The sequence below is a fragment of the Anaeromyxobacter sp. genome (assembly GCA_016718565.1).
GTDB lineage: Bacteria > Myxococcota > Myxococcia > Myxococcales > Anaeromyxobacteraceae > JADKCZ01.
This window is the reverse complement of the sequence record JADKCZ010000001.1, coordinates 802196-826499: the sequence shown is the minus strand read 5'-3', so window position 1 is coordinate 826499 and position 24304 is coordinate 802196. Positions and strand designations below refer to the sequence as shown.

The 24304-nt window shown below is 75.5% G+C and carries 24 protein-coding genes; 19 read left to right on the top strand and 5 right to left on the bottom strand.

Translation table 11 applies throughout. From position 1 onward, the window contains the following. Position 1 precedes the first annotated feature (1 nt). The 4 genes from IPO09_03570 (at position 2) to IPO09_03555 (ending at position 3777) form a co-directional block, all read left to right on the top strand. Complete coding sequence (locus tag IPO09_03570; GenBank protein ID MBK9516433.1) at positions 2 to 1015, top strand: hypothetical protein; 1014 nt, start codon at positions 2 to 4, stop codon at positions 1013 to 1015. A gap of 162 nt (positions 1016 to 1177) precedes the next feature. Continuing rightward, a complete protein-coding gene (locus tag IPO09_03565; GenBank protein ID MBK9516432.1) occupies positions 1178 to 2158 on the top strand; it encodes an ABC transporter substrate-binding protein in 981 nt (326 codons plus the stop codon). Between the two features lie 3 nt (positions 2159 to 2161). Next, the gene (locus IPO09_03560) at positions 2162 to 2977 is read left to right on the top strand and encodes an ABC transporter permease (protein ID MBK9516431.1); all 816 of its coding nucleotides are present in this window, start codon (positions 2162 to 2164) and stop codon (positions 2975 to 2977) included. Next, positions 2974 to 3777 (top strand): ABC transporter ATP-binding protein, encoded by an 804-nt coding sequence (locus IPO09_03555; GenBank protein MBK9516430.1) that lies wholly within the window; start codon positions 2974 to 2976, stop codon positions 3775 to 3777. Before IPO09_03560 ends, IPO09_03555 begins: the two co-directional genes overlap by 4 nt. A 70-nt stretch (positions 3778 to 3847) precedes the next feature. On the opposite strand, the gene IPO09_03550 is transcribed toward IPO09_03555, so the two are convergent. Together IPO09_03550 and IPO09_03545 are read right to left on the bottom strand one after the other, a co-directional pair. Further along, a complete protein-coding gene (locus IPO09_03550) occupies positions 3848 to 4420 on the bottom strand; it encodes a hypothetical protein (GenBank protein MBK9516429.1) in 573 nt (190 codons plus the stop codon). Positions 4421 to 4487: 67 nt separating this feature from the next. Beyond that, a complete protein-coding gene (locus tag IPO09_03545; GenBank protein ID MBK9516428.1) occupies positions 4488 to 5009 on the bottom strand; it encodes a PilZ domain-containing protein in 522 nt (173 codons plus the stop codon). A gap of 63 nt (positions 5010 to 5072) precedes the next feature. Between IPO09_03545 and IPO09_03540 the strand changes: the two genes are divergently transcribed. From IPO09_03540 to IPO09_03470, 15 genes are all read left to right on the top strand, one after another. Continuing rightward, positions 5073 to 5747: a glutathione S-transferase family protein gene (locus IPO09_03540; protein ID MBK9516427.1), complete on the top strand. Its 675-nt coding sequence runs from the start codon at positions 5073 to 5075 to the stop codon at positions 5745 to 5747. Positions 5748 to 6086: 339 nt separating this feature from the next. Further along, complete coding sequence (locus IPO09_03535; GenBank protein MBK9516426.1) at positions 6087 to 6527, top strand: division/cell wall cluster transcriptional repressor MraZ; 441 nt, start codon at positions 6087 to 6089, stop codon at positions 6525 to 6527. Positions 6528 to 6673: 146 nt separating this feature from the next. Beyond that, positions 6674 to 6976, top strand: a complete 303-nt coding sequence (locus IPO09_03530) for an anti-anti-sigma factor (protein ID MBK9516425.1) — start codon at positions 6674 to 6676, stop codon at positions 6974 to 6976. Then, on the top strand, positions 6973 to 7905 hold the full coding sequence (rsmH, locus tag IPO09_03525; GenBank protein MBK9516424.1) for a 16S rRNA (cytosine(1402)-N(4))-methyltransferase RsmH: 933 nt from the start codon (positions 6973 to 6975) through the stop codon (positions 7903 to 7905). The genes IPO09_03530 and rsmH overlap by 4 nt, the downstream gene beginning before the upstream one ends. Then, positions 7902 to 8393 carry a cell division protein FtsL gene (locus tag IPO09_03520; protein MBK9516423.1) on the top strand — a complete coding sequence of 164 codons (492 nt, stop codon included), beginning with the start codon at positions 7902 to 7904 and terminating at the stop codon, positions 8391 to 8393. Before rsmH ends, IPO09_03520 begins: the two co-directional genes overlap by 4 nt. A gap of 2 nt (positions 8394 to 8395) precedes the next feature. Further along, positions 8396 to 10495, top strand: a complete 2100-nt coding sequence (locus tag IPO09_03515) for a transpeptidase family protein (GenBank protein MBK9516422.1) — start codon at positions 8396 to 8398, stop codon at positions 10493 to 10495. A 111-nt stretch (positions 10496 to 10606) separates the two neighbouring features. Further along, a complete protein-coding gene (locus IPO09_03510; protein ID MBK9516421.1) occupies positions 10607 to 12133 on the top strand; it encodes a UDP-N-acetylmuramoyl-L-alanyl-D-glutamate--2,6-diaminopimelate ligase in 1527 nt (508 codons plus the stop codon). After that, positions 12130 to 13518, top strand: coding sequence for a UDP-N-acetylmuramoyl-tripeptide--D-alanyl-D-alanine ligase (locus IPO09_03505; protein ID MBK9516420.1), 1389 nt, complete (start codon positions 12130 to 12132; stop codon positions 13516 to 13518). The genes IPO09_03510 and IPO09_03505 overlap by 4 nt, the downstream gene beginning before the upstream one ends. A 3-nt stretch (positions 13519 to 13521) precedes the next feature. Further along, complete coding sequence (locus IPO09_03500) at positions 13522 to 14664, top strand: phospho-N-acetylmuramoyl-pentapeptide-transferase (protein ID MBK9516419.1); 1143 nt, start codon at positions 13522 to 13524, stop codon at positions 14662 to 14664. 2 nt (positions 14665 to 14666) lie between these two features. Then, positions 14667 to 16061 carry a UDP-N-acetylmuramoyl-L-alanine--D-glutamate ligase gene (gene murD / locus IPO09_03495; protein MBK9516418.1) on the top strand — a complete coding sequence of 465 codons (1395 nt, stop codon included), beginning with the start codon at positions 14667 to 14669 and terminating at the stop codon, positions 16059 to 16061. Further along, complete coding sequence (gene ftsW / locus IPO09_03490) at positions 16058 to 17245, top strand: putative lipid II flippase FtsW (protein ID MBK9516417.1); 1188 nt, start codon at positions 16058 to 16060, stop codon at positions 17243 to 17245. Before murD ends, ftsW begins: the two co-directional genes overlap by 4 nt. Further along, positions 17242 to 18387, top strand: coding sequence for an undecaprenyldiphospho-muramoylpentapeptide beta-N-acetylglucosaminyltransferase (gene murG, locus IPO09_03485; protein MBK9516416.1), 1146 nt, complete (start codon positions 17242 to 17244; stop codon positions 18385 to 18387). The genes ftsW and murG overlap by 4 nt, the downstream gene beginning before the upstream one ends. A gap of 23 nt (positions 18388 to 18410) precedes the next feature. After that, positions 18411 to 19787 carry a UDP-N-acetylmuramate--L-alanine ligase gene (locus IPO09_03480; protein ID MBK9516415.1) on the top strand — a complete coding sequence of 459 codons (1377 nt, stop codon included), beginning with the start codon at positions 18411 to 18413 and terminating at the stop codon, positions 19785 to 19787. A 3-nt stretch (positions 19788 to 19790) separates the two neighbouring features. Next, a complete protein-coding gene (locus tag IPO09_03475; GenBank protein ID MBK9516414.1) occupies positions 19791 to 20714 on the top strand; it encodes a UDP-N-acetylmuramate dehydrogenase in 924 nt (307 codons plus the stop codon). Between the two features lie 85 nt (positions 20715 to 20799). After that, on the top strand, positions 20800 to 21726 hold the full coding sequence (locus IPO09_03470) for a D-alanine--D-alanine ligase (GenBank protein MBK9516413.1): 927 nt from the start codon (positions 20800 to 20802) through the stop codon (positions 21724 to 21726). Positions 21727 to 21795: 69 nt separating this feature from the next. Here IPO09_03470 and IPO09_03465 read toward each other — a convergent pair whose 3' ends face one another. From IPO09_03465 to IPO09_03455, 3 genes are read right to left on the bottom strand one after another with little or no spacing between them, the layout of a single operon-like run. Then, positions 21796 to 22605 carry a hypothetical protein gene (locus IPO09_03465; GenBank protein ID MBK9516412.1) on the bottom strand — a complete coding sequence of 270 codons (810 nt, stop codon included), beginning with the start codon at positions 22603 to 22605 and terminating at the stop codon, positions 21796 to 21798. Between the two features lie 8 nt (positions 22606 to 22613). Further along, positions 22614 to 23432: a hypothetical protein gene (locus IPO09_03460; protein MBK9516411.1), complete on the bottom strand. Its 819-nt coding sequence runs from the start codon at positions 23430 to 23432 to the stop codon at positions 22614 to 22616. Between the two features lie 14 nt (positions 23433 to 23446). Further along, positions 23447 to 24298 carry a tetratricopeptide repeat protein gene (locus tag IPO09_03455; GenBank protein MBK9516410.1) on the bottom strand — a complete coding sequence of 284 codons (852 nt, stop codon included), beginning with the start codon at positions 24296 to 24298 and terminating at the stop codon, positions 23447 to 23449. Between the last annotated feature and the right edge of the window lie 6 nt (positions 24299 to 24304).

Here is a 24304-nt window from a genome sequence, read left to right as displayed (position 1 = left end):
CGTGCCCGGCCTCCTGCTCCTCCCGGCGCTGCTCGCCGGCGCCGCCGCGGCGGCCTGGACCGGCGACCCGGCTGGCTCGGCGGGCCGGCGGCTGGCCCTCGGCGCCGCGCTGGCGGCCATGGTCCTGGCGGGGCTCGCGCCTGCCGGCACCTGGGACAGCCCCTGGCTGCTCCTCGGCGCCCGCACCGGCCTGGACGCGGCCGGCCGGGGCGCCCTGGTGACCGCCGCCGCGCTGCTGCTCCTGGCCCGCCGCGGCGGCCCCGCGGCCCACCCGGGCGCGGCCCCGGCCTGGCTGGCGCTGCTCGCCGGCGGCCTCTGCGCGGCGGCGGTGGCCTTCGACGCCGGCGTGCTGGCCGCCGGCCACGTGGCGTCGCTCCTCGCGGCCTACGGCCTGTCCCTCCGGGCGCCGGGCGGCCGGCGGGCCGCCGCTCGCCTCATGGCGGCGGCGGTGGCCGGCGAGGTGCTGCTGGTGGACGCGCTCGCCGAATACGGCCACGCCGCCGAGAGCGCCCACCTGGACGCGATGCGCGACGCCGCGAGCGGGGAGCTGGGCCCCGTGGCGCCGCTCCTCCTGGTGGCGGCGTTCGGCCTTCCGCTCCTCCTCGCGGGCCTGGAGCGCCTGGTGGCGCCTGCCTGGGTGATCGCCGCGGAGGGAGCCTTGGCCACGTCGCGGCTGGCCACCGGCCCGGGCACCTCCCGCGGCGCGGTCGCCGCGCTGACCTTCCTCGGGTTGGCCGCCCTGGCCGCGGGCGGCGGGCTGCTCGGGCGGGCGGCGCTGGCCCGCTGGCCCCGGCCGCCCACGCCGGCCGGACCGGGCGGGCACGGGGGCGCGGCCACGCCCGCGGCGGCCGGGCACGCCGCCGACCGAGCAGCGCCCTCGTCCGCGCCACCGCGCGCGGCCGGCTTCGCATGGGTCGACGTCCTCGAGACCCGGCTTGGACGCGGCGCCGGGAGCGGCCTGCTCCTCCTGGCGCTCGTCGTGGCGCTGTCGCTGGGCCTCGCCTTGCGCCGCTGAGGGGCAGGCGCTCCCTGGCGCGAGGGCCGCCCCCGGTCCACCCGGGGCAGGCGCCCTGCCGCCTCCGTGACCCCGCCGGGTGCCACCCCCGGCCGGGCGTGCCTGGACCGTGACGAACCGTGTATTCGTCTGGGCTCACCGTCCCCGCCCCCGGAGGTTCCGATGCCCCTGGCCCGCCGCCTCGCCCCCGCCCTCGCCGCGCTCGCGCTCCTGGCCCTGGCCCCGTCCGCCCGCGCCCAGGAGGTGGTGCGGCTCGGCAACCTCAAGTTCGCCCACTACGGCGCCGTCTCCAACATGAAGGAGCACTGCAAGAAGTTCGGCCTCGACGTCCAGGAGACCGTCTTCCCGAAGGGCATCGACATCTTCCCGGCCATCGTCAAGGGCGAGGTGGACATCGCCGCCAGCGCCGCCGACGCCGCCATCGCCAACCGGGCCGGCGGCGGGCAGGTCTACGTGGTGGCCGGCTTCGCCCGGGGCGGGGCCCGGCTGGTGTCCCGCACCGATCTCGCCCTCAAGACGGTGGCGGAGCTCAAGGGCCGGAAGGTCGGCGTGGCCCGCGGCGGCGCCCAGGAGCTGCTGCTGCTGGCCGAGCTGGCCAAGACCGGGCTCACCTGGTCGGACAAGGAGGGCAAGGACGTCCAGATCGTCTACCTGCCCTTCGCCGACCTGAACCAGGCGCTGCTGCAGAAGGCCATCGACGCCATGTGCCAGTCGGAGCCGCAGTCGTCGCAGGCCATCAACAAGGGGTTCGGGGTGGAGATGCTGAAGCCCTACGACACGCCGCTGGGCGAGCCGGTGCGGGTGCTGGTGATGACCGAGCGGATGTACCGGGAGAAGCCGGCGGTGGCCCAGAAGGTGCTGGAGTGCTTCGTCGACTCGACCCGCCGCTTCATCCAGGACCCGGCCGCCGCCGAGGCGTTCGTGGTGGGCCAGATGTTCAAGGGCCAGATCACCGCCCAGGACTTCCGCGACGCCATCGCCAACTCGCCCTACAGCTACGACGTCACCGAGGAGCACATCCAGATCACCACCGACCTCATGGTGAAGTACGGCGTGGGCAAGATGACCGCGCCGCCGAGGGCGGCCGACTGGGTGAAGCTGGACCTGCTGACGCAGGCCAAGGCCACGCTGGGCGTGAAGTAGGGCATGGGGCGGGCGGCGGGGCTCCTCCGATCGCTGGTGGTGCCGGTGGCCCTGCTGCTGGCCTGGGAGGGGATCGCCCGCGCCGGCTGGGTCACGCCGCTCATCCTGCCCTCGCCCAGCCGGGTGGCGGTGCGCTGGTGGGCCTACCTGCTGCCCTACGAGCCCTTCGACCCGGCCGCCGGCTCGTGGCTGGGCTGGGCCCTCTCCGGCGAGCTGCCGCAGGACGCCCTCACCTCGCTGATGCGCATCGCCGGCGGCTTCGCCATCGGCGCCGGGCTGGCGCTGCCGCTCGGGCTGGTCATGGGGGCGCGGCCGCTGGCCTACCAGCTCCTCAACCCGGTGCTGCAGCTGCTCCGCCCCATCCCGCCCATCGCCTACATCCCGCTGGCCATCCTCTGGTTCGGGCTGGGCAACCCGCCCGCCTTCTTCCTCATCTCGCTGGGCGCCTTCTTCCCGGTGCTGATGAACACCATCGCCGGGGTGCGCAGCGTGGACGCCATCTACCTGCGCGCCGCCCGCAACCTGGGCGCCGGCGAGTGGACCCTCTTCCGCCGCGTCATGGTGCCGGCCGCCATGCCCTACATCCTCACCGGCGTGCGGGTCGGCATCGGGGTGGCCTTCATCGTGGTCATCGTGGCCGAGATGATCGCGGTGAACTCGGGGCTGGGCTACCGCATCCTGGAGGCGCGCGAGTACTTCTGGTCCGACAAGGTGATCGCCGGGATGGTGACCATCGGGCTGTGCGGGCTGGGCATCGACCTCGCCATGAGCCGCCTCAACGGCTGGCTGCTGCGCTGGCACCGCGGGGTGGAGGGGTGAGCGGGGCCGTGGCGCCGGCCATCCGCTGCCGCGGCGTGCGCAAGGTCTTCGGCGAGGGCGGGCGGGAGGTGGTGGCGCTCGACGGCATCGACCTCGAGGTGGCGCCGGGCGAGCTGGTCTGCCTGCTCGGCCCCTCCGGCTGCGGCAAGTCCACCCTGCTCAACGCCATCGCCGGCTTCTCGCCGCCCACCTCGGGCGAGCTGACCGCGCTGGGCCGCCCGGTGACCGGGCCGGGGCCGGACCGCGCCATGGTCTTCCAGGAGTACGCCCTCTTCCCCTGGATGACGGTGGAGGCCAACGTGGCCTTCGGCCTGGAGCTGGCCGGGGCGGCGGCGCCCCGCATCCGCGAGGTGGTGGGGGGGCTGCTGGCCAAGCTCGGCCTCACCGAGTTCCGCGACCGCTTCCCCAAGGACCTCTCCGGTGGCATGCGGCAGCGGGTGGCCATCGCGCGGGTGCTGGCCATCGACCCACCCATGCTGCTCATGGACGAGCCCTTCGGCGCGCTCGACGCGCTGACGCGGCGGTCGCTGCAGGACGAGCTCTTGCGCATCTGGGCCGAGTACCGCAAGACCATCGTCTTCGTGACCCACGGCATCGAGGAGTCGCTCTACCTGGCCGACCGGGTGGTGGTGATGACCTACCGGCCCGGCACCGTGAAGCGGCTGGTGCAGGTGGGGCTGGCGCGGCCGCGCGACCCGTCCAGCCCGGAGTTCAACGCGCTCAAGCGCGAGCTGACCGCGCTGGTGATGGAGGAGCAGGCGCGCCACCAGGCCGACGAGCGCCACGCCACGGCGGACTGAGCGGCGCCGCGATCTCGCCCGGGGCCAGCCCCGGCCAGGCCCGCCGGGGATCAGGCCGGGGCGCCGCGCCCTAATACGGCCAGAAGAAGTCGCGCACGATGACCCAGCGCCCCTCGATCCGCTTCAGGCCGAAGCTGGCCGAGTCGGCGCCGCGGCTGCAGCGCACCTGGGCGTCCTCGGCGGTCTGCCTGACCAGCGTCACCTCGCCGGCCAGGCAGGCGGCCATGGTGAAGGCGGGGATGGGGGCCGGTGGCTTCGGGGCCGCCGCGGTCCTGGCCTGCTCCTTCCCCGGCACGGCGGGCGTCGGCCGGTCCTTGGCCTTCACCTTCACCCGGGCCCCGAAGACCCAGGCCTGCACCGGGCTCCCCTCCTCGGAGAGGAACCGCTCCACCCAGCCGGCGCTGATCATCGACTCGCCCCGGTCCACCCCGTCGCCGGAGACGCGCGACAGCAGCGCCTCCACGTCGCGCGCCTTGACGGCGCGGGTGATGTCCTTCAGGGCCTCGTCGTCGGTCTCGACGCGGGCCGGGGGTGGCGCGCCCTCGGCGGCGGGCGCGCGGGTGGGAGCGGCGGAGAGGAGCAGGGCGGCCAGCGCGGCGGCGGCCAGCCGGCCCGGGGCGGAGGGCGTGGAGGTGGAAGGCATGCCGCGGAGTGTACGACAGGTCCGGGCCGGTCCGGGGCCAGGGTGCGCCGTCGCCCGCCGCGCCGCGCTACCGTCCCAGCTGCGCCAGCACCGTGTCGAAGATGGCCAGCTCCAGCCGCTCGCGCGACGCCTCGTCGAGGCGGCCGAAGGTGAAGGAGACGCGCACGTTGCCGGGCTGCGGCTTCAGCCCGGCCACCGTCACCGGGCCGACCACCGGCTCCACGCCCGGCAGGCGCAGGGTGGCGGTGAGCGCCTCGTCGGCCATGGGGGCGCGGGCCACCAGGGCCGAGAAGCCGCCCCCGGAGAGGTCGAAGGTGGTGAGCCGGTCCTTGCGGACCGGGCTCTCCAGGTCCACCTGGAGGGCCCGCGCCACCCGCAGCGCCTGGCGCGGCGTCTGCCCGGCCTGCACCGTGAGCCGCTGCGCCGCCATCAGGGCGCGCGCCAGCTCGTCGCGGCCGTCGAGATAGACCTCGCGCTCGCCGGCCTCCAGCGCGCCGCGGCGGGCCTTCTCGTGCAGCACCTTGAAGCCATTCAGCCACTGGGCGAGATCCACCGTCTGCCTCCTTGCGCCCCCGCGGGCTGCGAGCATACGCACGAACGGCCCCGCACGGGATGGAGCGCGCGCCGCCAGCCTGCGCCATGATCACGGCACATGGCCTACACGCTCTTCATCGGGAACAAGAACTACTCGTCCTGGTCGCTCAGGCCCTGGCTGGCCCTCACGGAGGCCCACCTCCCCTTCACCGAGCGGCTGGTCTCGCTGCAGGTCGACGCCGGCAAGGCGCAGCGCTTCGCGGCGCTGCCGGCCGGCCGGGTGCCCTGCCTGGACCACGACGGGCTGCTGGTGTGGGACTCGCTGGCCATCTGCGAGTACCTGGCCGAGCGCCACCCCGGCCTGTGGCCCGCCGAGGCCGCCGCCCGCGCCGTGGCCCGCTCCGCCTGCGCCGAGATGCACTCCGGGTTCGGCGCCCTGCGCAGCCAGCTGTCGATGGACGTGCGGTCCCGCCGGCCGCAGCGCCGCCGCAGCCCGGCGGTGCTGGCCGAGCTGGCGCGGCTCGAGCAGCTCTGGGCCGGCTGCCGGAGCCGCTTCGGCGCCGGGGGGCCGCTGCTCTTCGGCCGCTTCTCCATCGCCGACGCCTTCTTCGCCCCGGTGGCCTTCCGCCTGCGCACCTACGGCGTGGCGCCGGGCGGCGCGGCCGGCGAGTACCTGGCGGCGCTGCTGGCGCTGCCCGGGATGAAGGCCTGGGAGGCGGCGGCGCAGGGCGACGAGCGGATCCTGGACCACGACCTCGACGTCCTGTACCCGGACGATCCGCCCGCGCCCTGACCGGGCCGCTGGCCCGCCAGCCCCGGCCCAGCGTCACCTCGCCGGCGTCAGCTCGCGCTGCAGGGCGCGGCCCCGCGGCTGCGGCGCGGTCCCGGCCGCGCCCTTCCACCTGACCGGCCTCCCTCAGCCCTCCCCGAGCCGCCCCCTTCGGAGCGGGCCGCCTTGCGTGTGGGCGTTGTCCCACACGCTACCGGTGGTCCGATCCTGAACGGATCCACAGGCCTACCTCAGGGCGTGCTGGGGGACGCGTTGACATCCCCCGTCGGATCCACCTAGATCCGCCCTGCTTGTGGCGAAAAGTGGCAGAAGGTGGATCGCCAGAGCAGGATCGCAGGAACCGTGTACTTCGGGTCATTCAACCACACCATCGATGCCAAGGGGCGCACCGCCCTGCCGGCCAAGCTGCGCGAGGCGCTGGCCGCCGAGGGCGAGCCCCGGCTCACGCTGGTGCGGAACCAGAACTCCCGCTCGATCATGTGCCTCACCCCGACCCTCTGGGCGCAGGTGCTGGCCCGGGTGTCCGGGGTCTCGCCGTTCGACGGCGTGGCCACCTCGAACGTGCTCAAGCTGGTGGCCACCGCCCATGTGCTCGAGTTCGACGGCAGCGGGCGGGTGCTGGTGCCGCCCGATCTGCGCAGCTACGCCGGGCTGACCAAGGACGTGGTCTGGGCCGGCATGGTCAATCACATCCTGCTCTTCGACAAGGCCACCTTCGAGGCCGAGGTGGAGCGGGAGCTCCCGGCCGAGCAGCGCTGGGATCCGCTGGCCGGCCGGAGTTGACGCGAGGTGAAGGGGTCGGGGTCGGGGTCGAGGTCGGGGTCGGGGTCGAGGTCGGGGTCGAGGTCGAGGTCGAGGTCGAGGTCGAGGTCGAGGTCGGGGTCGGGGTCGGGGTCGGGGTCGAGGTCGGGGTCGGGGAGGACGGGCGCATGTACGAGACGAGGCACGAGGACACGGTGACGGTCATCCGCGGCATCGGCGAGCTGTCGCGCGAGGAGCTGGGCTCCATCGCGCGGGTGGCGGCGCAGATGCGGGACCTGGGGCGCACCGTGGTGATCGACCTGAAGCGCGTCACCCACCTCCACTACGCCGGGGCGGCGCTGCTCAAGGCCATCCCCGGGCTGCGCGCCGCGGGGGCCACCCGCTACGTGCGCGACCTGGTCTGCGCCGGCGGCGCCGGCGGCCACGTCGAGATGTTCGCCGACGTGGACGAAGCCATCCGGGCCGCGTGAGCGAGGGGTTCGTCCATGCGCCGGTCCTGGCACGCGAGGTCGTGGAGCTGCTCCGCCCGGGACCGGGTCGGCTCTTCCTGGATGGAACGCTCGGGGGCGGCGGCCACACGGCCCTCTTCCTCGAGGCGGGAGCACACGTGATCGGCATGGACAAGGACCCGCGCGCCCTGGCGGCCGCCACCGCCCGCCTGGCCCGCTACGGCGAGGCCTTCCGCGCCGTGCGCGGCGACTTCCGCGACGCCAAGAACGTGCTGGCGGCGCTGCACCTCGACGGCGTGGACGGCGCCCTGGTGGACCTGGGCGTCAGCTCGCCGCAGCTCGACGACCCGAGCCGCGGCTTCTCCTTCCGCCAGGGCGGGCCGCTCGACATGCGCATGGGGCCGGAGGGCCAGACGCTGGCCGACCTGCTGGAGCGGCTCGACGAGCGCGAGCTGGCCCGGGTCATCGACGAGTACGGCGAGGAGCGCTACGCCCGACCCGTGGCGCGCGCCATCAAGGCGGCGCTGGCCACCGGCGAGCCGCTCGACACCGCCCGGCTGGCCGAGGTGGTCTCGCAGGCCATCCCGCGCAAGGCCTGGCCGCCGCGCATCCACCCCGCCACCCGCACCTTCCAGGCGCTGCGCATCGCCGTCAACGACGAGCTGGGCGCGCTGACGGCCTGGCTGGAGGCGCTGCCGGCGCTGGTCCGCCCGGGCGGCCGCGCCGGGGCCATCAGCTTCCACAGCCTGGAGGACCGGGCCGTGAAGGAGAAGTTCCGCTCGCTCTGCCAGGCCTGCGTCTGCCCGCCCGGCATGCCGGTGTGCGGCTGCGGCGCCGCCGCCTCCTTCCGCGCCGTGACCCGCAAGGCCGTGGTGGCCGCCGACGACGAGGTGGCGGAGAACCCGCGCGCCCGCAGCGCCCGCCTGCGCGTGGTGGAGAAGCTCCGGTGAGGCGCGCCTCCTCCAGCGGCCGCCGCCGCGGCCCCGCCGTGCTGGCCCCGGTGCTGCGCACCGCGCTGCCGGTGCTGCTGTGCGCCGGCCTGGCGGTGTTCTTCATCTGGACCAGGACGCGCGCCCTGGCGGCCTCCTACCAGCTGGCCGAGGAGAAGAAGCGGCACGATCACCTCACCTCCCTGCACGGCCGGCTGCTCCTCGAGGTCGAGACCCTGCGGTCTCCCCGGGCGCTGGAGGGTTGGGCGAGGACCAGGCTGGGCATGGCTCCGCCGGCGCCGGGTGCGGTGTTGGCGGCAGGCCCGCGGGACAGCGCGGGCAGGGCGGGCGTGGACGGGGTTGGTCACCGGCCCACGCCGGCGGAGCCTTTCCTTGGGCGGGCGGCGGCGGGAGCCCGCGAGGCGTCTTCGGACGCGCCGCGGGACGTGGTGGTCTCCGGAGAGCAGGTCGCTCTCCGGGGGCCGTCGCGGGCAGCCGCCGCGAGGTGAGCGTGCGCCCAGGGCCGGATCCCAAGTCGACGCGCTGGATCGCCATCCGCATCGGGCTGGTGGGCCTGCTCTTCCTGGGCGGCTTCGGCGCGGTGGCCTGGCGGGCCGTCTCGCTCCAGGTGGTGCAGCGCGACAAGCTCTCGGCCGAGGCCCGCGACCAGTACGTGCGCCAGGTGGTGATGACGCCCCGGCGCGGCGTCATCGTCGATCGGGCCGGGCAGCTGCTGGCCCAGAGCGGCGACGCCGAGTCGGTCTTCGTGGATCCCTCCGAGCTGGAGGCCCGGGCGGCCTCCCCGGCCCGCGCCCTGGCCCAGCTGGCCCGGGCCCTGCGGCTCGATCCCAGGGCGCTGGCCCGCAAGGTGGATCGCGGCGGGGCCCGCTTCGTCTGGGTGAAGCGGCGCATCTCGCCGGCCGAGGCCTCGGCGGTGCGCCGGCTGGACCTGCCCGGCGTGCAGCTCCTCGGCGAGACCCGCCGCTACTACCCCAAGTCCACGCTGGCGTCCCAGGTCATCGGGCTCACCGGCGACGACGGCACCGGCCTGGAGGGCATCGAGCTGCAGCTCGACGAGGTGCTGCGCGGCGAGCCCGCCAAGGTGCCGTCGCTGCGCGACGGGCGCGGGCGGGTGGCGCTGCAGGACGTGGTGGGGTCCAACCGGGCGCGCGAGGGGGCCCGGGTGGAGCTGACCCTCGACCAGGGGCTGCAGCTCACCGCCGAGCAGGCGCTGGGGGCGGCGGTCAAGGGCTCGCGGGCCCTGTCCGGCGTGGCCATCGCCCTGGACCCGGCCACCGGCGAGGTGCTGGCCATGGCCAGCTGGCCCCCGGTCGACCCCAACGCCCTCAAGAAGGGCGACGAGCCCCGCAACCGGGCGGTCTCCGACGCCTTCGAGCCCGGCTCCACCGTCAAGGCCTTCACCATCGCCGGCGCGCTCGACCGCGGGGTGCTCAGGCCGGGCGACGCCATCGACTGCGGCGCCGGCTACACGGTGGGCGGCCACGTCATCCACGACCACAAGTCCATCGGCTGGGCCGGGCCGGCCAAGGTGCTGGCCGCCTCCTCCAACGTGGGCGCCGCCCGCATCGGCGCCCGGCTGGGCAAGCGCGGCCTCTCGGAGGTGCTGGCCGCCTTCGGCTTCGGCCAGCGCACCGGCGTGGCGCTGCCGGGGGAGCGCAAGGGGCTGCTCCCCTACCCCAGGTCCGACATCGCGCTGGCCACCCAGAGCTTCGGCCAGGGGCTGACCGCCTCCGCCCTGCAGGTGGTGAGCGCCATGGGGGCCATCGCCAACGGCGGGCGGCTCATGGAGCCCCGCCTGGTGCTGCGCACCATCGACCCGGCCGACGGCGCGGTCATCGAGGAGCCGCGGCCGCAGGTGGTGCGCCAGGTGGTCTCGCCGGCGACCGCCGCCACCGTGGCCCGCTGGCTGGCCGGCGTGGTGGAGGACCCCGACGGCACCGGCAAGCGCGCCCGGCCGGACGGCTGGCGCGTGGCCGGCAAGACCGGCACGGCGCAGAAGGCCGACCCCGTCACCGGCGGCTACTCGGCCGACCGCCACTACAGCTCCTTCGTGGGCTTCGCCCCCGCCCAGGATCCGCGGGTGGTGATCGGCGTCTTCATCGACGAGCCCAAGGGGGAGATCTACGGCGGCGAGGTGGCCGCCCCGCCCTTCCGCGACATCGCCTCCTACGCCCTGAAGATGCTGGGCGTGCCACCCGAGCCGTCCGACGTGGCCGCCGGCGCCGCCGCGGCCACCCGGGCCGCCTCGGGCGGGGCCGCCGCCACCCCCGCTGCGGCGCCGGGGCCGACGCCGCCCGCCGCGCTGGCCTCGACCCGCGCCCGCCCGGCCTCCGCCGAGGACGACGAGGCCGAGCCCGCCGAGCCCCCCGCCGTGGAGGTGGCCGCCCGCCGCCTCGCCGGCTCCACCGGCGGCGTGGCCGTGCCGGCGCTGGCCGGCCTGCCGGTGCGCGCCGCCCTCCGCACCCTGGAGGCGCTCGATCTGGGCGCCGAGGTGACCGGCTCCGGCCGCGTCACCCGCCAGTCGCCCCCGCCCGGCCGGGTGGTGGCGCGGGGGGCGCGGATCCGGCTCACCCTGGCGCCCGCGGGCTAGGCGTGGGCGCGGGTGGGCAGGGCCCGTGTCGCGCTGGCCACTCCCAGTGCAACCTCTTGGGGGCACGGCGGAAACTGGCCGGATCGCCCCGTGCATGAGATCCTCCCTCGGATGCGGCTCTCGACGGTGACGGCGGGGACGGGCGCGCGGGGCGACCTCGGGGACGACCCCGAGATCGCCGCCGTCACGGGCGACTCCCGCCAGGCCGGACCCGGCACCCTCTTCTTCGCGCTGCCCGGCGCCGCGCAGGATGGCCACGACTTCGCCGCCGAGGCGGCCCGCCGCGGCGCGGTGGCGGTGGTGGCCGAGCGGCCGGTGCCCTGCGCGCCGGCCCGCCTGCTCCTGGTGCCGTCGTCGCGCCGGGCCATGGCGCTGGCCGCCGCGGCGCTCCAGGGCCACCCGGGGCGCGACCTGACCCTGGCCGCCATCACCGGCACCAACGGCAAGACCACGGTGAGCTACCTGCTGGAGGCCTGCGTGGCCGCCGCCGGGATCCCGGCGGGCGTCATCGGCACCATCACCCACCGCTGGCCCGGCGCGGCGCGGCCGGCCGCGCACACCACGCCGGAGTCCACCACCATCCAGGCCCTGCTGGCCGAGATGCGCGACGCCGGGGCCCGCCTGGTGGTGATGGAGGTCTCCTCCCACGCCCTGGCGCAGGAGCGGGTGGCCGGCCTGCGCTTCCAGGCGGCCGGCTTCACCAACCTGACGCGCGACCACCTCGACTACCACGGCGACATGGAGGGGTACTTCGCCGCCAAGCGGCGCCTCTTCGTGGAGCACCTGGCGGCCGACGGCACCGCGGTGGTGAACGCCCGCGATCCCTGGGGCGCGCGGCTGGCCGACCAGCTCGGCCCGGGGCGCCAGGTGTGGCGCTACGGCACCCGCGGCGGGGACGCCCTGCACGCCGAGCGGCTGGAGCAGTCGCTGGCCGGCACCACCGCCCTGGTGCACACGCCGCGCGGGACCCTCGAGCTGCGCTCGCCGCTGGTGGGGGCGCACAACGTGGAGAACCTGCTGTGCGCCGCCGGCCTGGGCCTGGCCCTCGGGCTGCCCGCCGAGGCGGTGGCCCGCGGCCTGGCCGCCTCGGCCGGCGCCCCGGGCCGGCTGGAACGCATCGACGGCCCGGGCTTCCCGGTCTTCGTGGACTACGCCCACACCGACGACGCCCTGGCCCGCGTGCTGGAGGCGCTGCGCGGCCTGGGCCCGCGCCGGCTGGTGGCGGCCTTCGGCTGCGGCGGCGACCGCGACCGCGGCAAGCGGCCGCTCATGGGCGAGGCGGCCGGCCGCGGCGCCGAGCTCACCGTGGTCACCAGCGACAACCCGCGCTCCGAGGATCCGCTGGCCATCGTGGACGCCATCGTGCCGGGCCTGGAGCGGGCCGGCCGCCGCCGCCTCACCGTGGCGGAGGCCCGCGCCGGCGCCGACGGCTACCTGGTGGAGCCGGACCGCCGCGCCGCCATCGCGCTGGCGGTGGCCTGCGCCCGCCCGGGCGACGCGGTGCTGCTGGCCGGCAAGGGGCACGAGGACTATCAGCTGGTGGGCGGCGAGAAGCGCCACTTCGACGACGTGGAGGAGGCCCGCAAGGCCCTCCGGGCGGATGGCGAGGCGGCCCGCCGGGCCCTGGGCCAGCCATGATCGGACCGCGCTTCACCGCCGCCGAGCTGGCCGCGGCCACCGGCGGCCGCTGGCTCGACTCGCCGCCGCCCGGGGTTGAGGGGCTCTCCACCGACACCCGGGCCGTGGTGGCCGGCTCGCTCTTCGTGGCGCTGCGCGGCGAGCGGTTCGACGCCCACGCCTTCCTCGGCGAGGCGAGCCGCGCCGGGGCCGCCGCGGCGCTGGTGCACGACGACGCCGCCCCGGCGCCCGGCCTGCCCCGCCTGCTGGTGGGCGACACCCTGGCGGCGCTGGGCGCGGTGGCCCGCCACCACCGGCGCCGCTTCGACCTGCCGGTGGTGGCCGTGACCGGCTCCAACGGCAAGACCACCACCCGCGAGATGACCGCCGCCATCCTGGCCACCCGCGGCCCGGTCCTCAAGACCGAGGGGAACCTCAACAACGAGGTGGGCGTCCCGCTCACCCTGCTCAGGCTCACCGGGGAGCACCGCGCCGCGGTCATCGAGCTGGGCATGAACCACCCCGGCGAGATCGGGCGCCTGACCGCCCTGGCCCTGCCGCAGGTGGGGGTGGTGACCAACGCCGCCGCCGCTCACCTCGCGGGGCTCGGCACGGTGGACGGGGTGGCCGACGCCAAGGCCGAGCTCTGGCAGGGCCTGCCGCCGGGCGGGGTGGCGGTGGCCAACGCCGACGACCCCCGCCTGCTCCGCCGCGCCCAGGCCTCCGGGCGCCGCCTGCTCACCTTCGCCACCGGCCGGCAGCGGCGCGGCGACGTGGTGGTGCTGGAGGTGCTCTCCCAGGACGCCACCGGCCTGCGCTTCCTGCTGGGGGTGGGCAACCGCGAGCTCGAGGTGGCGCTGCCGCTGGTGGGGGCCCACAACGCCGCCAACGCCGCCGCCGCCGCCTGCGCCGCCATCGCCATGGGCTGCGACGACCGGGAGATCGTGCGCGGCCTGGCCGGGGTGGCGCCGGTGGGGCGGCGCCTGCGGCTGGAGCGCCTGCCCTCGGGCGTGCTGCTGGTGGACGACTGCTACAACGCCAACCCGTCCTCGATGACCGCCGCCCTGCACACCCTGCGCGACCTGGCCCGCGCCGAGGGCGGGCGCGCCGTGGCGGCCCTGGGCGACATGCTGGAGCTCGGCCCGGGCGAGCTGGAGCTGCACCGCGCCGTGGGCGCCGAGGCCGCCGCCGCCGGCGTGGACCGGCTGCTGGCCTTCGGGCCGCGCTCGGCCGCGCTGCTGGCCGGGGCCCGGGCCGCCGGCCTGCCGCCGGCGCACACCTTCCACACCGAGGACGTCGCGGCGCTGTGCGCCGAGACCCGCGCCACCCTGCGCGCCGGCGACGTCCTCCTCGTCAAGGCCAGCCGCGGCCTGAAGCTGGAGCGGCTGGTCGAGGCCCTGCGCTAGGCGATGCTCTACCACCTCCTCTACCCCCTGGCCGGCAAGGTCTCGGTCCTCAACGTCCTGCGCTACCCGTCCTTCCGGATCGTGGCGGCCGGGCTCACCGCCATGATCATCGGGCTCCTGCTGGGCCCGTACTTCATCGAGCGGATGCGGGTGCTGCAGTACGGCGCCTCCAACGTCCGCGAGGACACGCCCGACGGCCACAAGAAGAAGGCCGGCACGCCGTCCATGGGCGGCGCCCTGATCCTCTTCTCGCTGACCTGCTCCACCCTGCTCTTCGCCGACCTGCGCAGCCGCTGGGTCTGGGCGGCGCTGCTGGTGACCCTGGGCTACGGCGCCATCGGCTTCGCCGACGACTGGCTCAAGCTCTCCAAGCGCAACTCCAAGGGGCTGGCCGGCCGGAGGAAGCTGGTCTTCCAGGTGCTGGTGGTGCTGCTGGTCTACTGGCTGTTCCTGACCGACTGGAACTTCCACGCCGACGCCCGCTTCCCCTGGCTCTTCGTGGGCAGCCGCCTCGACACCCACCTGACCCTGCCCTTCATCCCCACCCGCCTCTTCAACCCGGACCTGGGCTGGCTCTACCTGCCCTTCATGATCTTCGTGGTGGTGGCCACCTCCAACGCCGTCAACCTGACCGACGGCCTGGACGGCCTGGCCATCTTCCCCACCATGATCTCGGCCATGACCTTCCTGGCCCTCTCCTACGTGGCCGGGTCGACCATCGCCGGGTTCAGCCTGGCCGAGTACCTGCGCATCGTCTCCATCCCCGGGGCCGAGGAGCTGGGGGTGCTCTGCTCGGCCATCTTCGGGGCCGGGGTGGCCTTCCTCTGGTTCAACACCTACCCGGCCCAGGTCTTCATGGGCGACGTGGGGTCCCTGGCGCTGGGCGGCGGGCTGGGCATGCTGGCGGTGCTCACCAAGAACGAGGTGGCCAGCGCCATCCTGCACGGCGTCTTCCTGGCCGAGACCGTCAGCGTCATCATCCAGGTGACCAGCTTCAGGTACACGGGCAAGCGGGTCTTCCGCATGGCGCCCATCCACCACCACTTCGAGCTGAAGGGGTGGGCCGAACCCAAGATCATCGTCCGCTTCTGGATCATCTCGGTCATGCTGGCGCTCATCGCGCTCATGTCCATCAAGCTGAGGTAGCCGTGACGAGACCGCCGGAGCTGAAGGGGAAGCGAGTGACGGTGCTGGGGCTGGCGCGCAGCGGCGTGGCCGCGGCCCGCCTGCTGCTGCGCGAGGGGGCCCTGGTGACGGTGACCGACGCGCGGCCGGCCGCCACGCTGGCGCCGGCGCTGGCCGAGCTGGGCGGCGCCGCGGTGCGCGCCGTCCTGGGCGGCCACGACGAGCGCGACTTCACCTCGGCCGACCTGGTGGTGGTCTCGCCGGGCGTGCCGCTCTGGCTGCCCCACCTGCGCACCGCCCGCCAGGCCGGCGTGCCGGTGTGGGGCGAGGTCGAGCTGGCCTACCGCTTCCTGCAGGGCGTGCCGCTGGTGGCCATCACCGGCACCAACGGCAAGTCCACCACCACCGCCCTGGCCGCGGCGCTCTTCGCCGAGGATCGGGCCACCTTCGCCGGCGGCAACCTGGGCACCCCGCTGTGCCAGCACGTCCTCTCCGGCCAGCGCGCCGACGTGGTGGTGGCCGAGCTCTCCTCCTTCCAGCTGGAGGCCATCGAGCGGCTGCGCCCCAAGGTGGCCGCCATCCTCAACGTCACCCCCGACCACCTGGACCGCTACCAGGGGCTGGAGGCCTACGCCGCCGCCAAGGCCCGCCTCTTCGAGACCCAGCAGGCCGGCGACTTCGCGGTGACCAACCTGCGCGACGAGCGCGCCGTGGCCATGGCCGGCGCCTCGCGCGGCGCGGTCTACACCTTCGGCTTCGGCCCGCCGGCCCGGGCCGCCGCCCGGGCCCCCGCCGAGGGGGACGGCACCGGCCCCGGCGAGATCTGGTTCTACCGCTACGCCGCCGGCTCCCCGGAGCGCTACCGCCTCGCCAACCGGGCGCTGCGCGGCCGCCACAACCGCGAGAACGCCATGGCGGCGCTGCTGTGCGCCCGCCTGCTGGGCGTACCCGGGTCGGCGGTGCAGCGCGGCCTGGACGCCTTCGGCGGCCTGCCCAACCGCCTCGAGCTGGTGCGCGAGCGCGGCGGGGTGGAGTGGATCAACGACTCCAAGGCCACCAACGTGGACTCCACCGCGGTGGGGCTGGCGGCCTTCCCGGCCGGCGCGCCGCGGGTGGTGCTGGTGATGGGCGGGCGGGGCAAGAAGGCGCCCTACGCCCCCTTGCGCCCGCTCTTCGCCGGGCGGGTCAAGGCGCTGCTCACGCTGGGGGAGGACGCCCCGGCGGTGGAGCGCGAGCTGGGCGACGCCGCCCCCACCGAGGCCTGCGGCACCCTGGCCCAGGCGGTGGCCCGGGCGGCCGCCCTGGCGACGCCGGGCGACGTGGTGCTGCTCTCGCCGGCCTGCGCCAGCTACGACCAGTTCAGCGACTTCGAGGCGCGCGGCGCGGCCTTCCGCCAGCTGGTGGAGGCGCTGCCGTGAGCGACGGCCCGGTGCAGCCTCGCCTGCAGCCCCTGCCCTTCGACTGGCTGCTGCTCACCGTGGTGCTGGCGCTGGCCGCCGGCGGCGCGGTGATGGTGTACTCGGCCAGCGCCATCCAGGCCTCGCGCCAGCACGGCGACGAGTTCTTCTTCCTGAAGCGCCAGGCGGTGGCCTTCGGCCTGGGCTTCGCCGGCCTGGTGCTGGCCCTCCAGGTGGGCTACCGGCGCATGGCCGCCTGGGCCTACCCGCTGCTGGTCTTCTCGCTGCTCATGCTGGTGCTGGTGCTGGTGCCGGGCATCGGCAAGGTGGCCGGCGGGGCGCGCCGCTGGATCAACCTGGGGCTCATCAACTTCCAGCCCGCCGAGCTGGCCAAGGTGGTGCTGGTGCTCTACCTGGCCCACTCGCTCTCCCGCAAGCGCGAGAAGGTGCGGCTCTTCTCCATCGGCTTCCTGCCCCACCTGCTGGTGACCGGCCTGATGGTGGTGCTGTGCCTGCTGGAGCGGGACATGGGCACCGGCGTCATCATGCTGCTGGTGCTGTTCACCATGCTCTTCGCCGCCGGGGCCCGCCTCTCCTACCTGGTGGGCGCGGTCCTGCTGGCCCTGCCCATCGGCTGGAAGCTCATCACCGGCACCCCCTACCGGATGGAGCGCTGGCTGGCCTACCTGGACCCCTGGGGCCACCGCGAGGGCGCCGGCTTCCAGCTGGTCGAGTCGCTGCTGGGCATCGGCAACGGCGGCTGGACCGGCCAGGGGCTGGGCCAGGGGAAGGGCAAGCTCTTCTACCTGCCGGCGGCCCACACCGACTTCATCGCCGCGGTCATCGCCGAGGAGGCCGGCCTGCTCGGCATCGCGGTGCTGCTGCTGCTCTACGGGGTGCTGGTGTGGCGCGGCCTGCGCGCCTCGCTGCGCGCCGCCGAGCCCTTCGGCGCCTACCTGGCGCTGGGGCTGACCACCCTCTTCGGCGCCCAGGCGCTGGTCAACCTGGCGGTGGTCTTCGGCCTGCTGCCCACCAAGGGGCTGACCCTGCCGCTGGTCTCCTACGGCGGCAGCTCGCTCATGACGCTGCTGCTGGCGGCCGGGGTGCTGCTCTCGGTCTCCGGTGATCGCGGCGGCTTCCTCACCACCGGCGTTCAGGCGGTGCGGGTCGGGCCGGCGCGCGGCGCCGCGGAGGCCGCCTCATGAGGCTGATGGTGGCGGGCGGCGGCACCGGCGGCCACGTCTTCCCCGGCATCGCGCTGGCGGACGAGGTGGTGACGCGCCACCCCCAGAACGACGTGGTCTTCGTGGGCACGGCCCGCGGCCTGGAGGCCCAGGTGGTGCCGGCGGCCGGCTACCCCATCGAGCTGGTGGAGGTGAAGGGGCTGAAGGGCAAGGGCCCGCTGGGCGCCCTGGCCAACCTGCTGCTGCTGCCGCGCGCCCTGCTGCGCTGCCTGGCCATCCTGCGGCGCTGGCGCCCCGACATGGTGGTGGGGGTGGGCGGCTACGCCTCCGGCCCGCTGGTGCTGGCCGCCTGGCTGGCGCGCATCCCCACCGCGGTGCAGGAGCAGAACGCCGTGGCCGGCCTGACCAACCGGCTGCTGGGCTGGTTCGTCAAGGCGGCCTTCACCGCCTTCCCCGAGGCGGCCGCCAGCTTCCCGCGGCGCCGCGTCCACCAGCTGGGCAACCCCATCCGGCGCCAGCTGCTGGAGAACTTCATGCGCCCCACCGCCGGCCACGACCGCTCCCGGCTGCTGGTCTTCGGCGGCTCGCAGGGGGCCCACGCCCTCAACATGCGGGTGGTGGAGGCCCTGCCGCACCTGGCCGACCTGCGCGACCGGCTCTTCATCATCCACCAGACCGGGGCCCGCGACCGCGAGCAGGTGGAGCGGGGCTACCGCGCGGTGGGCTTCGAGCCCGACGTGCGCGACTTCATCACCGACATGAGCCGGGCCTACGCCGAGGCCGACCTGGTGGTGTGCCGCGCCGGGGCCACCACCCTGGCCGAGCTGACGGTCTGCAAGAAGCCCTCGCTGCTGGTCCCCTTCCCGGCCGCCGCCGACAACCACCAGGTCAAGAACGCCCGCAGCCTGGTGGACGCCGGCGCCGCCGTCATGATCGAGGAGCGCGACCTGACCGGCGAGCTGCTGGCCGCCGAGGTCCGCGCCATCCTGCAGAACCCGGAGCGGCGCGAGCGCATGTCGCGCGCCGCCGGTCGCCTGGGCGCGCCGGCGGCCGCCCGGGAGATCGCCGACGTCTGCGCCGAGCTGGTGCGCCAGCGCTGGGGCTCTCCCTTCGGCCAGGACCGCGGCCCAGGCTTCAAGCCCCTCCGCCCACCCGGCCTGTAGCCCGCCTCCCCTCCGAGGATCGCATGAGCCTGTTCCGTTCCCGCCCCGCCAGGATCCACTTCGTCGGCATCGGGGGCATCGGCATGAGCGGCATCGCCGAGGTGCTGCTCAACCTGGGCCACGCCGTCTCCGGCTCGGACCTGAGGGCCTCCGACACCACCCGGCGGCTGGAGGGGCTGGGCGGGCGCATCGCCATGGGCCACGCCGCCGCCAACGTGGGCGGCGCCGACGTGGTGGTCACCTCCTCGGCGGTGCGGCGCGACAACCCCGAGGTGGTGGAGGCGCGCGCCCGCAAGGTGCCGGTCATCCCGCGCGCCGAGATGCTGGCCGAGCTGATGCGGCTCAAGTACGGCGTGGCCATCGCCGGCTCGCACGGCAAGACCACCACCACCTCCATGGCGGCCTGGGTGATGGCCCAGGCCGGCCTGGACCCCACCGCGGTGGTGGGCGGCAAGGTCAACGCCTTCGGCTCCAACGCCAAGCTGGGCAAGAGCGACTACATGGTGGTGGAGGCCGACGAGTCGGACGGCTCGTTCCTGCACATCGCGCCCACCCTGGCGGTGGTCACCAACGTGGACCCGGAGCACCTGGACCACTGGAAGACCGAGGCGGCCCTGCGCCGAGGGTTCGTGGACTTCGTCAACCGGGTGCCCTTCTACGGGCTGGCCATCCTGTGCATCGACCACCCCGGCGTGCAGGCCCTCCTGCCCGACGTGGGCAAGCGCTACGTCACCTACGGCGAGAGCCACCAGGCCGACTACCGCGCCGAGGCCATCGAGGTCTCCGGCCACGCCGTGCGCTTCGACGCCTTCCGGCGCGGCCAGCCCATGGGCCGCTTCGAGGTGGCCATGGTGGGGCGCCACAACGCGCTCAACGCCCTGGCGGTCATCGCCCTGGGCGACGAGATGGGCATCCCGGCCGACGTGACCCGCACCGCCCTGGCCGCCTTCCAGGGGGTGCAGCGCCGCTTCACCGTGAAGGGCGAGGCCGGCGGCGTCACCGTGGTGGACGACTACGGGCACCACCCGGCCGAGGTGAGGGCCACCCTGCTGGGCGCCCGCGAGGCCTTCCGCCGCCGCGTGGTCTGCCTCTTCCAGCCCCACCGCTACAGCCGCACCCGCGACCTGCACGCCGAGTTCGCCACCGCCTTCAACGACGCCGACGTGCTGCTGGTCACCGACGTGTACGCCGCCGGCGAGGAGCCGCTGCCGGGCGTGAGCGCGGCCGGGCTGGTGGAGGCCGTCCGCGCCTGCGGCCACCGCGACGCCACCTTCGTGCCCCGGGCCGGGCTGGCCGCGGCGGCCCGGGCGCGGCTCCAGCCGGGCGACCTGGTGCTGACCCTGGGCGCCGGCGACGTCACCCACGTGGGCCCGGAGCTGCTCGGGCTCCTGGGGGGCTGAGGCGTGGCCGACTGGCGCCGCGAGCTCCAGCGCCGCCTGCGCGGCGAGGCCCTGCCGGACGAGCGGCTGGCCCCGCGCACCTCCATCCGGGTGGGCGGGCCGGCCGACCTGCTGGTCCGCCCGGCCGATCCCGACGACCTGGCCGAGCTGCTCCGCGGCGTGGCGGAGCTGGGCGTGCCGCTCACCATCCTGGGCGGCGGCGCCAACACCCTGGTGGCCGACGCCGGGGTGCGGGGGGTGGTGGTGCGCCTGCCCCCCGACCTGGGCGAGGAGCGCACCGACGGGCCGCTGCTCACGCTGCCGGCGGGCGCCCCCATCGCCCGGCTCATGGCGCGCGGCCACGCCCTGGGGCTCACCGGCGCCGAGTTCCTGGCCGGGGTGCCCGGCACGCTGGGCGGCGCCCTGGCCATGAACGCCGGGACCCCGGCCGGCGAGCTGGTGAGGGTGCTGGTGCGGGCCGAGCTGGCCACCGCCGACGGGACCGGCTTCGTGCCGGCGGCCGCCCTGGGCCTGGGGTACCGCCGGAGCCACCTGCCGCCCGGCGCGGTGGTGACCCGGCTGGAGTGCCGCCTCACGCCCGGCGACGTGCCGGCCAGCCGCGCGCTCATGGAGGCCGACGTGGCCCGCCGCCGCGCCACCCAGCCGCTCGACCGGCCCAGCTTCGGCTCCACCTTCTGGAACCCGCCCGGCCGCTTCGCCGGGCAGCTCATCGAGGCGGTGGGGCTGAAGGGGTACCGTGTCGGGGGCGCCATGTGGTCGGACGTCCACGCCAACTTCCTGGTCAACCTGGGCGGCGCCACGGCGCACGACGTGCTGGCCCTCATGAAGCTGGCGCGGGCCAGGGTGAAGGCGGCCTTCGGCCTCCCCCTGGAGGCGGAGGTCAAGCTGGTGGGGGAGTTCCTGGCCGAGGACGTGCAAGAAGCTTGAAGGCTGAAGGCTGAAGGCTGAAGACCGAGGGTCGAGGACCGACGGCTGCGCGCGCCGGGCGACCGGCGCGGCAAGCGAGGGCGACATGGGCACCTGGAGCGGCAAGAAGGTGGCGGTGGTGTACGGCGGGCCATCCGCCGAGCGGGAGGTCTCGCTCAAGACCGGGGCGGCCTGTGCCGAGGCGCTGCGCGGCCTGGGCTACGACGTGGTCCTGCTCGACCTGGACCGCGACCTGCCGGCGCGCCTGCGCCAGGCCGGGGCCGAGGTGGCCTTCGTGGCCCTGCACGGCCGCTTCGGCGAGGACGGCTGCGTGCAGGGGCTGCTGGAGTCCATGGGCATCCCCTACACCGGCTCGGGCGTGCTGGCCTCGGCGGTGGGCATGGACAAGGTGCTCTCCAAGCTGGTCTTCCGCAGCCTGGGCCTGCAGGTGACCGACTACCGCGTCTTCCCGGCGGGCCGGGTCGCCGAGGTGCACGGGTCGGACCTTCCCTTCGCCTTCCCGGTGGTGGTCAAGCCGTCCTGCGAGGGCTCCAGCGTGGGCGTGACCCTGGTGAAGGAGGCGGCGGGGCTGCCGGCCGCCTGCCGCGAGGCGGCCCGCTGGAAGGGCGACGTCATCGTGGAGCGGTACGTCAAGGGCAAGGAGGTGCAGGTGGCGGTGCTGGACGGCCGCGCCCTGGGCGTCATCGAGGTGGTGCCGGCCAACGAGTTCTACGACTACGCGGCCAAGTACACCGCCGGGACCACCCAGTACTTCTACCCGGCCCGCCTCGGCGAGGGCGAGACCCGCCGGCTCATGGACGACGCCGAGGTGGCCCACCGCGGCCTGGGCTGCGCCGGCGTGACCCGCACCGACTTCATCCTGGCGCCGGACGGCGCCGCCTACGTGCTGGAGGTCAACACCCTGCCCGGCATGACCGCCACCTCGCTGGTGCCCAAGATCGCGGCCGGCAACGGCCTGTCCTTCCCGGCGCTGTGCGAGCGGCTGCTGGACGGGGCGGCGCTCAAGGCCTGAGGGACCGGGAGGAGCTCCCTCCCGTCGCCGCGTCGGCCGGGGCGCGGCGCAGGCGGGCGGGGCGCCGGGCTACTTGCCGGCGCAGGCCGCCAGGCCGGCCTGGGCGGCCGCGTCGGCGGCGTCGAGCGTGAGCGCCTGCCGGTAGTGCCGGGTGGCCTGGGCGCAGTCGCCGCGCGCCGCGAACACGTCGCCCAGGAGGACGTGGGCGGCCGGGATGGGGGCGCGCTCCAGGGCCTTGTTGGCGCTCTGCTGGGCCTTGTCGTAGGCCTTGCGCTTCAGCAGCATGCGCCCCAGGTTGACGTCGCGGCGCGCCACGTCGCGCGGGTCGTCGCCGGGCATGGTGCCCTTGGCCGGCTCCAGGACGGCCTGGAAGGCGGCCTCGTCGATCTCCCCCAGCATGAGCCGGATGCGCCCCTTGATGATCTCGCAGTAGTCGATCTGCCGGTACATCTCCACGGCGGCCAGCTTGAAGCGCTGGTCGGTGAAGGCCACCATGGGGTGGAGGCGGATCCCCAGCGCCCCGTAGAGCGCGTCGTCCTGGTCCACCAGCACCGGCATGGCCACCCCGGTGCGGGCCACCAGGGCCTGCACCGCGGCCGGCTCCTCGCTGGAGGAGACGACGCCCACCCAGCGCACCGCCCGGCCGGCGAAGAGCTTCTCGCAGGCCGCCAGCTGCACCAGGGCGTCTGACGAGCGCTCCTGCCCGGTGCGCAGGAAGACCAGCACGTTGGCCCGCGCCTTGGACGAGAGGAGCCGCTCCTTGCCGCCGGCGATGGTGCGCAGCTCCAGGTTCTCCACCGGGGTGCCCACCGCGGCGTGGGCGTGGGCGCCCAGGGGGGCGAGCAGCAGGGTGGCCAGGGCCAGGGCGGCGCGGGTCATGGGGGCTCCTACTTGCCGCCGCAGGCCTGGGCGCCCGCCAGCGCGTGCTTCTCGGTGGGATCGAGCTGCAGCGCCTGCTGGTAGCTCTTCAGGGCCGCGGCGCAGTCGCCGCGGGCGGCGTGGACGTCGCCGATGAGGGCGAAGGCGCCGGCCGAGGGGGCCAGCTCCAGCGCCTTGTTGGCGCTCTGCAGCGCCTTGTCGAGCTGCTTGATCTTGAGCTGGCGGCGCCCCAGGTTGACGTCGCGGTTCGAGACGTCGCGCGGGTCGTCGCCCGGCATGGTGGCCACGTCGGGGTTGAGCACCTTGTCCAGGGCCGCCTGGCCGAGCTCGCCCAGCATGAAGCGCAGGCGCGCCCGCACCACCTCGCAGTAGTCGATCTGCCGGTACTGCTCGAAGCTGGCGATGGCGTTCTTGGCGTCGAGCAGGAAGACCACCGGGTGGTTGCGCACGCCCAGCCTGGCGTACAGGGCGTCGGCCACGTCGAGCAGCACCGGCATCTTGACCCCGGCCAGCCCCGCCATGGCGGCCGCCTCGGCCGGCGGGGTCTCCCCGGAGACCACCGCCACGAAGCGCACCGGCTTGCCGGCCAGGTCCTGCTCGCAGCGCGACATGGCCTTCAGCGCGTCGGCCGAGCGGTCCTGCCCGGTGCGCACGAAGATCAGCGCGGTGGCCTTCATGCGGGGGGCCAGCAGCTTCTCCTTGCCGCCGGCGGCGGTGGCCAGCTCGACGTTCTCCACCACCGTGCCGACCTCGGCGTGGGCGTGGGCGCCGCCGAGCGGCAGGAGGACCAGGGCGGCGCCGAGGATGGCTTCGAGGAGGCGGGGCATGGTGGCGTGGGACCTCATGGGGAGGGGGTGGCGGCCTGGCGCTGGCAAGCCGCCCGCCCGGAGAGAGCGACGGCCTCGGCGGGGTCGATCTTCAAAGCCGCCTCGAAGGCGGGGCGGGCCTGGGCGCAGCGCCCCTGGGCGGCCAGCACCTCCCCCCGCAGGGCATGGGCCGGTGCGGAGGGGGCGGCCGCCAGGCTGCGGGCCAGGTACTCGAGCGCCTGGGCGCCGTTGTGGCGGCGCCACAGCGCCCGCGCCAGGTTGAGGTGGCGCCGCGCCTCGGCCTCCGGGGAGCCGGTGGTGGCCCGGGGCGGGTCGAGCACCCGGGCCATGTCGGCCGGGCTGGCCTCGCCCAGCAGCACCTGGAGGCGGGTCAGCACGATCTGGCGGAAGTTGATCTGGCGGAAGTGCTCGTAGGACGAGAGGCGCAGCCCGCGGTCGGCGATGCCCACCACCGGGTGCAGCCGCACCCCGAGGCGGCCGTAGAGCGCGTCGTCCCGGTCGACCAGCACCGGCCAGTCCAGCCCGGCGGCCCGCACCGCGGCGCGCACCTCGTCGGCCGGCCAGCTCCCCGAGACCACCGCCACGAAGCGCAGCGGGCGACCGGCCAGCTCGCGGCGCACCAGCTCCAGCTCCCGCAGCGCGTCCAGCGAGTGCTCCTGCTGCGGCCGGAAGAAGACGAAGACGCTGGCGGTCACCGCGCCGGAGAGCAGCGCGGCCCGGCCGCCGTCCAGCGTGGGCAGGGTCGGGTTCTCCAGCAGCTCGCCCTCCCGCACGTTGGAGAAGGCCGCCGCGGCCCCTGGCCAGGCCGCGCCCACGAGCGCCACGCCGACCAGGCAGGCGGCGGGGAGGCGGCGGCGCAGGTCCACGCGGCT